The sequence below is a fragment of the Anoxybacillus suryakundensis genome (assembly GCF_001418025.1).
In the GTDB taxonomy this organism is placed as follows: Bacteria; Bacillota; Bacilli; order Bacillales; family Anoxybacillaceae; genus Anoxybacillus; species Anoxybacillus tengchongensis.
The window spans coordinates 139,349-151,976 of sequence record NZ_LIOK01000002.1 but is presented as its reverse complement, the minus strand read 5'-3'; the positions used below and the strand labels follow the sequence as shown (position 1 = coordinate 151,976).

11 protein-coding genes and 2 riboswitches are annotated in these 12,628 nt (G+C 47.0%); of the genes, 5 read left to right on the top strand and 6 right to left on the bottom strand.

Translation table 11 applies throughout. The annotated features are described in order from the left end of the window. The first annotated feature begins 32 nt into the window (after positions 1–32). Positions 33–1,769 (top strand): methyl-accepting chemotaxis protein, encoded by a 1,737-nt coding sequence (locus ASC42_RS02000; RefSeq protein ID WP_055440325.1) that lies wholly within the window; start codon positions 33–35, stop codon positions 1,767–1,769. Positions 1,770–1,775: 6 nt separating this feature from the next. On the opposite strand, the gene ASC42_RS01995 is transcribed toward ASC42_RS02000, so the two are convergent. From ASC42_RS01995 to ASC42_RS01970, 6 genes are all read right to left on the bottom strand, one after another. After that, positions 1,776–2,735: an ABC transporter permease gene (locus tag ASC42_RS01995; RefSeq protein ID WP_032100638.1), complete on the bottom strand. Its 960-nt coding sequence runs from the start codon at positions 2,733–2,735 to the stop codon at positions 1,776–1,778. Beyond that, positions 2,732–4,225, bottom strand: a complete 1,494-nt coding sequence (locus tag ASC42_RS01990; protein WP_055440324.1) for a sugar ABC transporter ATP-binding protein — start codon at positions 4,223–4,225, stop codon at positions 2,732–2,734. The genes ASC42_RS01995 and ASC42_RS01990 overlap by 4 nt, the downstream gene beginning before the upstream one ends. Then, positions 4,222–5,340, bottom strand: a complete 1,119-nt coding sequence (locus ASC42_RS01985; protein WP_055440323.1) for a sugar ABC transporter substrate-binding protein — start codon at positions 5,338–5,340, stop codon at positions 4,222–4,224. The genes ASC42_RS01990 and ASC42_RS01985 overlap by 4 nt, the downstream gene beginning before the upstream one ends. Further along, positions 5,337–6,371: an S-methyl-5-thioribose-1-phosphate isomerase gene (gene mtnA, locus ASC42_RS01980; RefSeq protein WP_055440322.1), complete on the bottom strand. Its 1,035-nt coding sequence runs from the start codon at positions 6,369–6,371 to the stop codon at positions 5,337–5,339. Before mtnA ends, ASC42_RS01985 begins: the two co-directional genes overlap by 4 nt. A gap of 10 nt (positions 6,372–6,381) precedes the next feature. Further along, entirely contained in the window at positions 6,382–7,551 is a 1,170-nt protein-coding gene (mtnK, locus tag ASC42_RS01975) for an S-methyl-5-thioribose kinase (RefSeq protein ID WP_055440321.1), read from the bottom strand. A 69-nt stretch (positions 7,552–7,620) separates the two neighbouring features. Then, a riboswitch (SAM riboswitch) is annotated at positions 7,621–7,720 on the bottom strand. An 87-nt stretch (positions 7,721–7,807) separates the two neighbouring features. After that, positions 7,808–8,602, bottom strand: a complete 795-nt coding sequence (locus tag ASC42_RS01970; protein WP_055440320.1) for a carbon-nitrogen family hydrolase — start codon at positions 8,600–8,602, stop codon at positions 7,808–7,810. A 100-nt stretch (positions 8,603–8,702) separates the two neighbouring features. Here ASC42_RS01970 and ASC42_RS01965 point away from each other — a divergent pair, with 100 nt between their 5' ends. From ASC42_RS01965 to ASC42_RS01950, 4 genes are all read left to right on the top strand, one after another. Continuing rightward, positions 8,703–9,875 (top strand): pyridoxal phosphate-dependent aminotransferase, encoded by a 1,173-nt coding sequence (locus ASC42_RS01965; RefSeq protein ID WP_055440319.1) that lies wholly within the window; start codon positions 8,703–8,705, stop codon positions 9,873–9,875. 89 nt (positions 9,876–9,964) lie between these two features. Beyond that, a riboswitch (SAM riboswitch) is annotated at positions 9,965–10,074 on the top strand. A 59-nt stretch (positions 10,075–10,133) separates the two neighbouring features. Further along, a complete protein-coding gene (gene mtnW / locus ASC42_RS01960; RefSeq protein WP_055440318.1) occupies positions 10,134–11,357 on the top strand; it encodes a 2,3-diketo-5-methylthiopentyl-1-phosphate enolase in 1,224 nt (407 codons plus the stop codon). After that, positions 11,354–12,010 carry a 2-hydroxy-3-keto-5-methylthiopentenyl-1-phosphate phosphatase gene (locus ASC42_RS01955; protein ID WP_141653480.1) on the top strand — a complete coding sequence of 219 codons (657 nt, stop codon included), beginning with the start codon at positions 11,354–11,356 and terminating at the stop codon, positions 12,008–12,010. Before mtnW ends, ASC42_RS01955 begins: the two co-directional genes overlap by 4 nt. Beyond that, positions 12,007–12,615: a methylthioribulose 1-phosphate dehydratase gene (locus tag ASC42_RS01950; RefSeq protein ID WP_055440316.1), complete on the top strand. Its 609-nt coding sequence runs from the start codon at positions 12,007–12,009 to the stop codon at positions 12,613–12,615. Before ASC42_RS01955 ends, ASC42_RS01950 begins: the two co-directional genes overlap by 4 nt. The last annotated feature ends 13 nt before the right edge of the window (positions 12,616–12,628 follow it).

Sequence of the window (12,628 nt, the reverse complement as noted above, 5' to 3'; positions counted from 1 at the left end):
TATATGTCAAGACAGCTAAAGAGGTGAATAGCATGTTATTTAAACGCCTTCGTCCGTCGTTAAACGAATTGCTTGAACAAGGGACAGACTATTCGTTTCACGGACGATTTGTTGACACGTTATCGTACAACCGTTTTACAACAGAAGATTTCGAAAAGTTAAAACAAATTAATGAACTTATCGCTCCACATAAACAAGAAATGGTTCGTCTCTTTCATGAAGGGCTAAAACAAGTGCAGCCAGAAGCGGCAAAAACGATTACGGAAGCCCGCATCGAAGCATATTTGAACGCCTTTTTTACGATGGAACGAAACCGCGCGTACGTCGATGAATCGCTTCGCTTTTTCCATTTGTTGCGTAAAGAAAAAGTGAACGTTGGGAAGCTCATCGTTGCGTTTAACCAATTCAATTTCTTCGTTTTAACGACGTTGTTAGCGAGAGCAGCGCTTGCACCGAAACGGTGTTTAACGCTCATGGAGACGTTGCAGCGGGCGATTAATATTGAGCAACAGCTGCTCGTGGAAGTGTATACGGAAACGATGATGGAGCAGATCGCAAGCGGCACAGCTGAACTGATGGAACAAAATGCCGAAATTATGTTTATTAAAGATTTGCTGCAAGCGCTCGATCAACAAAATAGCGATGTGCAAATGGTGACGGCGGCGACGGAAGAAATGACGACGGCGGTGTCGGAAGTAGCTCATGCGGCGACAGTGATCGCTGAAAAAACGACCACATCCGTTGAACGGGCAGAAAAAGGACAACAAATGATGACGGAAGCGTTCGGAGAAATTATTGAAACGTCGGAACAATTTACGAAAATGGTTGACCGTTTTGAACATTTACAACAACATTTAAGCGCGATTGAAAAAGTGATGCAACTCGTTAACGGCATTGCAGATCAAACGAATTTGTTAGCGTTAAATGCATCGATTGAAGCTGCACGTGCTGGGGAATACGGAAAAGGGTTTTCGGTCGTCGCAGAAGAAATTCGCAAGCTTGCCGATCATACGGTGCAGTCGCTCGGCGAAGTGCAGCGAAATGTCGGAGAGTTGCGCACCATTTCCTCTGAAGTATCATCAGCCATTTATTCAACGTCAACAACGATTCGCCAAGCCGTTCATCAAGCGCAAGAAGCGATGCCGCTTTTACAAGAAATTGTATCGGTTATGGGAGAAATTCAAGACAGTACAAATACGAACGCCGCTGTCGCTGAAGAGCAAGCCGCTGCCGTCGATGAAATCGCGACGCGTATGTCATCCATTGCTTCACTGACGGAATACGTGCGCGAACTTGGTGAAAAAACAGGAGGCACAGTGCATGCGTTAAGTAAAGCAATCGACCGGTTCCGTTTAAATATGGTGAATGAAAATAGCGTGAAACTATCTGCGAAAGCGTTATTGCATTTAGCAAAAACCGACCATTTATTATGGAAATGGCGCATTTACAATATGATCGTCGGTTATGAAACGGTGCGACCTGAAGATGTCGCGTCTCACCATCAATGCCGATTAGGCAAATGGTATTTTGATGAACAGACGAAAAAACAACTGCAAGGCACGCCAGCGTATGAAAAGTTAAACGCACCGCACGAACGCGTTCACGTTGCAGCAAAACAAGCTGCTGAAGCGTACGCGAAAGGCGATATAAAGGGTGCCGAAGCGCAATTAATCGAATTAGAACAAGCGTCTGTAGAAGTCATTCGTCTGCTTGATGAACTCATCGAAAAAGTAGAAAAAGAACGGACGTTTGAAACCCACCTCGCGTAAGGTGGGTTATTTTTTAACCATATGGGACAACGCAAGTGCGAAAATTAATAGTGCGCCTTTTACAATATCTTGCGCGTAATACGGAACGTTCATCATCGTCAGCCCGTTTAACAAGACGCCAATAAAAATCGAGCCAAGTAACGTACCGATCACATTCGGTTTGCCGATGCCAAATACAGAAAAGCCGATAAACGCAGCAGCTACACCGTCCATTAACAGTGATGCGCCCGCCGACACTTGCCCCGTACCGATGCGTGAAGCGAGCACAATGCCGCCTAAAGCCGCAAACATCCCGCTAATGACATACGCATACGTGCGGTAGCGGTTGACAGGAATACCGGTGAGATGGGCTGCTTCACGATTTTCTCCTGTCATATAAAATAAACGTCCCGTTTTTGTATACGTTAAAAAAAGATGAGCGCCAATGACGAGCAAAAGCATAAGCAACACAGAAAACGGAATGCCAAACAGTTCCCCTTGTCCGATAAATAAAAATGATGGAATGAATTTTCCCGGCGCCACGCCACCTTCTGGAAGTGGCATGTCGTTATAAATGGAAAATCCTTTCGTGTATGTGAGCTGTACGCCGTTAATGATGTACATCACCGCTAACGTCGCCAATAAGTCAGGTAAACGAAGACGGATAATGAGAAACGCATTAAGTATTCCAACGAGCGCACCGAGTATAAGTGGGACGATAAGCGCAACAAGCAGCTCTTGGCGATGTAAAACGAGCGCGGAGGCGCTTGCGATGGTTGCCAAACTGACTGTCGAGCCGACGGATAAATCGAATCCATCGACAACTAACGAAAACGTAATGCCGATCGCAACGAGCGTGACGATCGAAATCGAGCGCAAAATGTCGCTAAAGTTCGCATACGTAAAAAATGAATCGAGCGTGAGACTAAAAAAAGCGATGACGATAACGATGGCGAGTATCGTTCCGTATTTGTATAAAAACTTCAATTCGTTCCACCCCCAGTCATGTCATAGACGAGCTGTTCATATGTCGCTTCGAGTGCGTCCACTTTTTTTACGAACTGACCGTCGACCATAACGTAAATCGTATCGGCGATATGGAGTAATTCTTGACATTCGCTCGTGAAATAAATGATCGCTTTTCCTTTTTCAGCAAGCGTGCGAATAATCGAAAATACTTCTTCCTTCGCATGTACGTCAATGCCTTTTGTCGGCTCATCAAAAAGAAAGACGTCGCTATTGGTTTGTAACCATTTCCCGATCACCACTTTTTGTTGATTGCCGCCGCTTAAATGTTTCACAAGCGCCGTCGGCGAAGATGGGCGAATATGTAACGATGAAATGAGGCTTGTTGCGATGGCGCGCTCGTTCCGTTTTTGAATCCATTGCCATGGGGCAATATTTGACAATAGACGGACGGTCAAATTTTTTTCGACCGTTTCGCTCATAAAAAGCCCTTGTTTCCGGCGTTCTTCTGGAATGAAACAAACGCCCGCTTCAATCGCATCTTTTGGAGAGGTCCATGTTTGTTTTTCTCCACGCACGATGCGTTCGCCTGTCGTTTCGACATGAGCGATGATGCTTTCGGCCAACTCTGTTTTTCCTGCCCCGACAATGCCAGCGATGCCGACAATTTCACCGCGCCGAACCGCAAGATCGACCGTTGTTTTCGTTTTTGGAATGTACAATTGCTTGACTTCAAATATCGTTTCTTTGCTTATGTTGCGTGCCCGTTCGTTGCGCATCTCTGTTTGCCGTCCGACCATATGGCGAACGATGTCTTCTGTCGCGAGCGACACATCGCCTTCGTATACGACTTCGCCATCCCGCAAAATCGTCATTCGATCGCATATGCGTTTTACTTCGTGCAATTTATGCGAAATGTAAATAAACGACACCCCTTGCGCTTTTAGCTGTTCGATCATCGCAAACAATCGTTTCGTTTCTTCTTCGCTTAACGAGGCGGTTGGCTCATCTAAAATAATGTAGCGAGCAGAAGAAGAAAGGACGCGTGCTAGCAAAATGAGTTGTTTTTCATGAAGCGTGCATGTTTGTACAGAGACATCAGGCGACAAATGTGTTAAGCCGACGCGCTCAAGCAGTTGTAAAACAGCAGCCCGATGTTTCGTTTTAGAAAACGATATTTGTTTTTGAGCGACAATTTGTTCAGCGAGAATATTTTCATATACGGACAAAGCAGGGAATAATGCCGCATCCACTTCTTGTACGACATGTCCGATGCCTGCTCGTTTTGCATCTTTCGGAGAAGAAAATGTATGCACCTTTCTGTCTATTTCAATCGTTCCGCTCACCGGCTGCAAGACGCCAGCTAAAATGTTCATTAACGTGCTTTTTCCAGCTCCATTCATACCTAAAAGGGCGTGAACTTCGCCCGGTTGGACATGGAAGTTCACGCCGTTTAATACGGTCACATCGCCAAATGTATGGACGATTTGTTTCATGCGCAAACCGCTCATTGCTTTTTCACCTTTTCTTCAAGCGTCTTCATCCATGGGGAGATGGCAACGTTCGATTGTCCCCAGCTTGGCATGTAGTTGTTTAGCTCGTTCATCGTAATTGGTGTGCTCGGCAAGTCTGAACGTTTCACTAAGTGTGGTTCAAGTGAATAAATGTTTGGCGTTTGTTCTCCGGCGATTTTTTGATACGCAAAGCGCACTTGAACGCGACCGACTTCCGCTGGGTCGGTTGCCGTTGTTGCGACCCATGGGCTATTTGGTTGTTGAATGAGTTGTAAATCTTCGTCGCTTAAGTCGATGCCGTACACTTTAATTTCTGTTCGACCGGCTTGTTGAATGGCGCGCGTTGCTCCTTTGGCGAACTCATCCCATGTCGCAAAAACCGCGTCGATGTCGCCTTTGTTCGGATATTTTTTTAAAATGGCTTCCATTTGTGTTTGTGTATCTAAAGCGGTATTGGCGCTTGCGGTGCCGAATTTCGCTACTTCTTTAATGTTCGGATACCGTTTTTGAAATGCTTCGTAAATGACATGGCGGCGTTCCATTGGCGTAAAGCCGCCGACCCAAATCGTGACAATTTCGCCTTCCCCGTTTAAATCTTCCGCTAACGTTTTTAACGTTTTCCATGCTAAGCTGTAATCGTCTTGGTCAATGACGGTGACTCCTGGAATGTTTAAATCGTTATCAAACGCAACGACGTGAATGCCTTTCTCCAGCGCCTTTTCAACAGGTGCTTTTAATGCATCTGCGCGCCCGTGGTCTAATAAAATCGCATCGACGTTTTGGTTGATCGCTGTTTCGACGTATGATGCCATTTTCGTTAAATCGTTGTCAGCGTTATAAATTTGCACGTCGCCACCAAATTTCGCGACTTGTTCTTTCACGCCTGCGATATATTGCGATGAAAACGTGCCGATTGACATTTGCATAATGGCAGCTATTTTAATCGGTTTGTTTAATGCTGCAGGGATATCCGCTTTTGCATCCGTTGTTTCGTTCGTTTGTTTCGCTTCTTCTTTCGGTTGTTCCGCTCGTTTTGAGACGGCGTCTTGTTCGTTTGTGCAACCGACTAAAAGCGCGAATAAAAGCACGATGATTGCCCATATGTTTTTCATGCCAAAACCTCCTCAAATAATGTCGGCAGTTTCGTTTCGTAGTCGCCGAAGATAATCCCTTTTTCCGTAATGATGCCGGTAATGAGTTCATGCGGTGTGACATCAAATGCCGGATTGTAGACGTTCACATCTGGCGCGATGCGCACGCCGCCGATATGTGTGACTTCTTCTTTCGCTCGCTCTTCAATCGGAATGTCGTCGCCTGTTTTCGTCTGTAAGTCGATCGTCGATAGCGGGGCGGCGACGTAAAATGGAATGTTGAACGCTTTCGCTAAAATGGCTAAGCCGAACGTGCCGATTTTGTTTGCTGTATCGCCGTTGGCGGCGATGCGATCTGCCCCGACGATGACTGCGGAAATATGCTTCGCTTTCATCGTTTGTGCCGCCATGTTATCTGTAATGAGCGTCACATCGACGCCAGCTTCGGAAAGTTCCCATGCGGTTAGCCTTGCTCCTTGCAACACCGGGCGTGTTTCGCAAGCGTACGCATGAAGCGTGATCCCTTTTTCTTTCGCTAAATGAAACGGCGCAAGTGCGGTGCCGTAACGGGCTGTGGCAATCGCTCCTGCATTACAAATCGTCATGATACGGTCGCCGTCTTGAAACAAGGAAAGGGCATGTTCACCGATGCGGCGGCAGACGTCTTCATCTTCGATTTGCATGCAAATCGCTTCATGAATAAGCGTCGTTTTCGCTTCGTTGACGGATGTAGCGTTCGCGACGCTTTTTGTGAGCCGGTCAAGCGCCCAAAATAAATTGACGGCGGTCGGTCGCGAACTTGCTAAATAGTCGCGGTCGCGTTTTAGTTCGGTATGAAATGTCGCTAAATCATCGGTCTCATATGATTGAGCCGCAAGTGCCAAACCGTAGGCGGCAGTCATGCCGATCGCTGGCGCTCCGCGCACTTTTAACGTAACGATCGCGTCCCATACGTCTTCGATATGTTTTAATTCTAAATATTCAGTCTTATGAGGCAACGCTTGTTGGTTTAAAATCGTAATATGTGTATCATGCCATTGTATTGCTTTCATCGTCTTCCTCCTAGCTGTTCACATGCACCGTTTGTTGCACGAGCTTTTTCACGTCATCGATCGCTAGTTTGTTTCGCTGCACGATAAGTTCGCGACCGAGACGGAGGGCGTGGCGTTTTGCGTGAAGTCTGCGCTCAAGCGGCAATTCATCAAGGTCCGCCACATGCGCCAACCCGATCGTCCGGCGAATGACTTCGCAACCGGCAAAGCCGATCGCCTCAACGAGCGCATCGCCTATGATGTCATCAAGCACGCCAGATGTGCGCGCATACGGTTCGTTGCTTTCGCGCCAAAGTTCAGCAAACGTGCGGGTAAAGACGTCCCATGTGTTTTCAATATGAGCAAAAAGCGGTTCGCGGTCACGTTCATGACGGGAGAGAGCGTTTAATAGTAAGTTGGCAAAAAATTGCCCTAAATCGAAGCCGATCGGACCGTAAAACGCAAACTCCGGGTCGATCACTTTCGTTTCCTCGTCGCTTGCGAAAATGCTTCCCGTATGTAAATCCCCATGAAGCAACACATCCGCTTTCGTTAAAAAAAGCCGTTTTAATTTCGCTGTTTCGCGCTGAAGCACATCATCTTGCCAAAGCTGTTCGACATCGGCACGAAGCTCTGTTTCAAAGTTGTTCGTGTCGTGGTCAAAAAACGGATCAGTAAAGACGAGGTCTTCCGTAATTTTACATAGTTCGGGATTTGTAAATTGTTGTACGAGCTTCTTTTTTTGTTGTTGATTCATGCCAAAGTCCGACGTGTAAAACGCTGTTTTGGCGACAAATTCGCCGATATGTTCCGATAAACGCGGAAACGTTTTTCCTTCGATGAGCCCGCGGCGTGCAATGTGTAAATGCGACAAATCTTCCATCACTGTAATCGCTAATGTCTCATCGGAATAGTATACTTTCGGAACATAGTGAGGAACGTAGCTCGCGAACGTGCGCAACGCTTGGCTTTCAATTGTTGCCCGTTTTAATGTAAGCGGCCAGCTTTCGCCAACGACTTTCGCATACGGCAACGCTTGTTTAATGATGATGCTGTCGTTTGTTCGCTCGTTGACGATGCGAAAGACGAGATTTAAGTTCCCGTCACCAATTTCTTCGCTAGAAAGAAGCGCATCTTCTCCAAATAGCCCTAAACGAACAGCAAGGGCAATCGCTTTTTGTTCTGTCAATGGTTCGTACATATACATGCCTCCTCTCAAAATAAAAAACCTCTTTCGCTGAACGAAAGAGGTTTGAAGTTTGCTTCGCACCTCTTATCTCTCAGCCTACTGCTGCAAGAATTAGCACCGTGCGTCATCGCCGGTTGCCGGGCTTCATCGGGCTCGTCCCTCCACCTGCTCTTGATAAGAGTGTTTGTTATTATTCGAATGTTATAAACAGTGAAAAAGTTGTGTGAATTCGCTTGATTCGAATCATACATCGCATTATGCTCGTTTGTCAATCTTTTTTTTCAAACATTTTATACACGTCTGGGCGACGATCGGAAAAAATCGGGATGCGCGCACGCACGTCTTGCACGTCGTTTATATCGATATTCGTCACAATGACCGTCTCTTGTTCGCCTCCTTCAGCAAGCACGTTTCCCCACGGATCAATGATCAGCGAATGTCCAGCAAATACGTTGTTCGGGTCTTTTCCTGCGCGGTTGCAAGCGACAACGTAACATTGATTTTCGATCGCCCGCGCCGTTAATAGCGTACGCCAATGATGAAGGCGAGAAAGCGGCCATTGCGCAACGACAAACAATACTTCTGCACCATGTAGCGCATGCGCGCGAATCCATTCTGGAAAACGAATGTCGTAACAAATGACGCCGGCACACGTCGTTTCATCGAGCGAAAATAGCCCCATCGTTTCTCCTGCTTGCAAATACAAATGCTCATCCATCAATTGGAACAAATGAAGTTTACTATATTCGCCAACGACGTCGCCGTTTCGGTTGACGACATACATCGTGTTCGTCATTCGTTCGTTCGTTTTTTTTGCGACCGATCCACCGACGATATGCACATCGTACGTGCGGGCAAGTTCGGAAAGAAACGATTTTGCCTCTTCGCCGTTTTCGTCAGCGATATGAGCAAGTCTCGTTAAATCATAGCCTGTCGTCCATAGTTCAGGCAAAACGACGACGTCAACGTCACGAGCGATTTGTTCGATGTAGCGCAAGGCGGTTTGTTTATTTTTTTCGGGTGTTCCAAACGCAATGTCCATTTGTATGCAAGCGATGTTCATATCATTCACCTCAACAAAAAATTTTCTTTACATTTTGATTTTTACGATATATGATACTTGACTAGAATTTCAACCTTTTTGTGAAGTAGGTGTGAAAAAAATGAACATATTTCCACAATCGAACGTGTTACAACAACTACCGAAGCAATTTTTTGCGTCGCTTGTGCAAAACGTACAGGCGGTCATCGCTGAAGGGCACGATGTCATTAATCTCGGACAAGGAAATCCCGATCAGCCGACGCCCGCACATATTGTGCGCGCGATGCAACAGGCGGTGGCAAAGCCGATGTATCATAAATATTCGCCGTTTCGCGGCTATTCGTTTTTCAAAGAGGCGGTGGCGACGTTTTATAAGCGTGAATACGGGGTGACGGTTGACCCGGAAAAAGAAGTCGCTATTTTATTTGGCGGAAAAGCAGGGCTTGTCGAAATGCCGCTTTGTTTATTAAATTCAGGTGATGTCGTCCTCGTTCCCGATCCCGGTTATCCGGACTATTGGTCGGGAGTCGTGCTTGCGCGGGCGCGCATGGAAATGATGCCGCTGCGGGCGGAAAACAGCTTTTTGCCCGCTTACGATGAGCTACCGAAAGACGTCGTTCGCGAGGCAAAATTGATGTTTTTAAACTATCCGAACAATCCGACAGGCGCGACAGCAACGGAATCGTTTTTTCAAGAAACCGTTTCATTTGCGGAAAAACATCATATCGCTGTCGTGCACGATTTCGCATACGGAGCGATTGGCTTTGATGGGAAAAAGCCGGTCAGCTTTTTACAAGTTGAAGGGGCAAAAGACGTCGGCATTGAAATTTATACGTTTTCGAAAACGTACAATATGGCAGGGTGGCGCATCGGCTTTGCGGTCGGCAACGAAAGCATGATTGAAGCAATCCACGTACTCCAAGACCATTTGTACGTCAGCATGTTCGGTGCTATTCAAGAAGCGGCAGCAGTCGCGCTACTCGAGTCGCAACAGTGCGTCGCCGAGCTTGTCGCCACGTATGAAGCAAGGCGAAATACGTTTATTCATGCTTTGCGTGACATCGGTTGGGACGTCCAAGCGCCAGCAGGTTCGTTTTTCGCTTGGCTTCCGGTGCCGAACGGTTATACGTCAGAAACATTTGCTGACCTGTTGCTTAAACAAGCGCACGTGGCGGTCGCTCCGGGGATCGGGTTTGGTGAACATGGGGAAGGCTATGTGCGCACAGGGCTACTGACGAGCGAAGACAGGCTAAAAGAAGCGGCTTGGCGCATCGGACAACTGCAACTTTTTTAAAAAATGATTGACAAATGCCACATGTGCTGTCATAATTCGAAGTAAATTTATGAAAAACGAACCATTCAAAAAATTTCATACATTGCGAATTCTTATCAAGAGTAGGCGGAGGGACGAGCCCGATGAAGCCCGGCAACCGACTTAAACAGCTGTTTAAGCACGGTGCTAATTCTCGCAGCAATACGCTGAGAGATAAGAAGAGACGAACAATTAGCCTCTTCTTATGAAGAGGTTTTTTATTTGTAAAGGGGTGGACATATGATTACCGCAACGTATTTGATTCATGACGACAAAGATTTAGCGAAAAAAGCAGAAGGTATCGCGCTTGGACTGACTGTCGGGTCGTGGACTGATTTACCGCAACTGGAACAAGAACAGTTAAAAAAACATAAAGGGATCGTTCAGTCGATTGAAGAGCTAGAGGAAGACGAGCGTGTCAATACGTTTTTTGGAAAGAGACTAAAACGTGCGCTTGTGCGCATTTCGTATCCGAGCGTCAATTTTAGTGCCGATTTGCCTGCCATTTTGACAACGACATTTGGCAAATTGTCGCTTGACGGAACGATTAAACTGATTGACTTAACGTTTTCCGACGAACTGAAGCGCGCATTCCCTGGTCCGCGCTTTGGGATTGACGGCATTCGCGAAAAACTTGGCGTCTTTCACCGTCCGCTTGTCATGAGCATTTTTAAAGCGGTGATTGGGCGTGATTTACAATACGTCACCGAACAATTGAAGCTGCAAGCGCTCGGTGGCGTTGATCTTGTGAAAGACGATGAAATTTTATTTGACAACGACTTGACGCCGTTTGACAAGCGCATCGTGGCAGGAAAACAAGCGCTTCAGGAAGTGTACGAACAAACAGGGCATCGGACGTTATATGCGGTGAACTTAACCGGAAAAACGTTTCAGTTAAAAGAAAAAGCGAAGAAAGCAGCGGAGCTTGGCGCGGACGTATTATTGTTTAACGTGTTTACATATGGACTTGATGTGTTGCAAGCGCTTCGTGAAGATGATGACATTCGTTTGCCGATTATGGCGCATCCGTCGTTTAGCGGAGCGGTCGCCTCATCGCGCGTATATGGCGTAAGCTACGCTTTGCTTCTTGGAAAACTGTTGCGCATGGCAGGGGCGGACTTTTCACTCTTCCCATCACCGTACGGAAGCGTTGCGCTTGAAAAAGAACAAACGGTTGCGATTCGCGATGAATTAACGAAAGAAGAACCGTTTTTGCGCGCGTTTCCTGTCCCATCTGCCGGCATTCATCCGGGGCTTGTGCCGCTTCTTGTGCGCGACTTTGGCATCGACTCTGTCATTAACGCAGGCGGTGGCGTGCACGGGCATCCGAGCGGAGCGGTCGGCGGCGGGCAAGCGTTTCGCGCTGCTGTCGAAGCGGTGCTTGCTGGGCGTTCGCTTCATGAGGCAGCGAAAGAACATGAAGCATTAAAACAAGCGCTTGACTTATGGGGAAGTGCATCATGAAGCCAGTCATTTTTTGCGACTTTGACGGGACGATTACGTTAAACGATAACATTATTGCTTTAATGAAACAGTTTGCTCCGCCGGAGTGGGAAGCGATCAAAGACGATATACTCGCCCAAACATGTTCCGTACAACAAGGGGTCGGGCGCATGTTTTCGCTGTTGCCGACGACGTTGAAAGAAGACATCGTGCAATTTTTGCTTGATACCGCACGCATTCGCGACGGATTTTCCGATTTTGTCGCGTTTACGAACGAACGACAAATCCCGCTTTATATTGTGAGCGGCGGCATTGACTTTTTCGTGTATCCACTTCTTCACGGACTCGTTGAAAAAGAGCGTATTTTTTGTAACAGCGCCGATTTTAGCGGGGAAACGATTCGCATTACGTGGCCGTATGCGTGCGATGAACATTGTCAAAACGGCTGCGGCTGCTGCAAGCCGTCGCTTCTTCGCAAACTTGCACCAAAAGGGGCAAAAACGATCGTCATTGGCGACTCCATTACCGACTTGGCAGCAGCCAAACTAGCCGATCACGTCATGGCGCGCGACTTTTTGCTTGAAAAATGCCGTGAGCTCCACTTGCCGCATACGCCGTTTACGACGTTTTTTGATGTCATTGACGTGTTAAAAGAAAGCGAGGTGATCGCGTGAGACAACAAAAATGGGTAGAGCTTGCCGAGGTGAAACGAGAGCTAGCGGCGCGCGACTGGTTTATGGGGACGAGTGGCAACTTGTCGATAAAAGTGAGCGATGAGCCGCTTACGTTTCTTGTCACTGCGAGCGGAAAAGATAAGCGAAAAGAGACGGCGGAAGATTTTTTACTTGTCGGTGCCGACGGACAGCCAGCGGAGGCGACGCACTTGAAACCGTCAGCCGAGACGCTTCTTCACGTTAAAATTTACAATAAAACGAACGCCGGTTGTGTGCTTCATGTCCACACCGTCGACAATAACATTATTTCCGAATGGTACGGCGAAGAAGGGGAGGTCATTTTTACAAATCAAGAAATGATTAAAGCGTTCGGCTTATGGGAAGAAGATGCGGCGTTTCGCATTCCGATTATTCCGAATTTCGCTCATATTCCGACGTTAGCAAAAGCGTTTGCCGACCATGTTCATGAAGATCGAGGAGCAGTGCTTATTCGCAACCACGGCGTGACCGTATGGGGAAAAGATGCGTTTGAAGCGAAAAAGTTTTTAGAAGCTTGCGAGTTTTTATGTCAGTACTATGTAAAATTACTACTTTTAAAACGATAAGGGGGAGTATGGT

What these genes read in the sequence shown, in the direction of transcription:
- ASC42_RS02000 (WP_055440325.1), top strand. Translation starts at nt 33, where the DNA reads ATGTTATTTAAACGCCTTCGTCCGTCGTTAAACGAATTGCTTGAACAA.
- ASC42_RS01990 (WP_055440324.1), bottom strand. Translation starts at nt 4,225, where the DNA reads ATGAGCGGTTTGCGCATGAAACAAATCGTCCATACATTTGGCGATGTG.
- ASC42_RS01985 (WP_055440323.1), bottom strand. Translation starts at nt 5,340, where the DNA reads ATGAAAAACATATGGGCAATCATCGTGCTTTTATTCGCGCTTTTAGTC.
- mtnA (WP_055440322.1), bottom strand. Translation starts at nt 6,371, where the DNA reads ATGAAAGCAATACAATGGCATGATACACATATTACGATTTTAAACCAA.
- mtnK (WP_055440321.1), bottom strand. Translation starts at nt 7,551, where the DNA reads ATGTACGAACCATTGACAGAACAAAAAGCGATTGCCCTTGCTGTTCGT.
- ASC42_RS01970 (WP_055440320.1), bottom strand. Translation starts at nt 8,602, where the DNA reads ATGAACATCGCTTGCATACAAATGGACATTGCGTTTGGAACACCCGAA.
- ASC42_RS01965 (WP_055440319.1), top strand. Translation starts at nt 8,703, where the DNA reads ATGAACATATTTCCACAATCGAACGTGTTACAACAACTACCGAAGCAA.
- mtnW (WP_055440318.1), top strand. Translation starts at nt 10,134, where the DNA reads ATGATTACCGCAACGTATTTGATTCATGACGACAAAGATTTAGCGAAA.
- ASC42_RS01955 (WP_141653480.1), top strand. Translation starts at nt 11,354, where the DNA reads ATGAAGCCAGTCATTTTTTGCGACTTTGACGGGACGATTACGTTAAAC.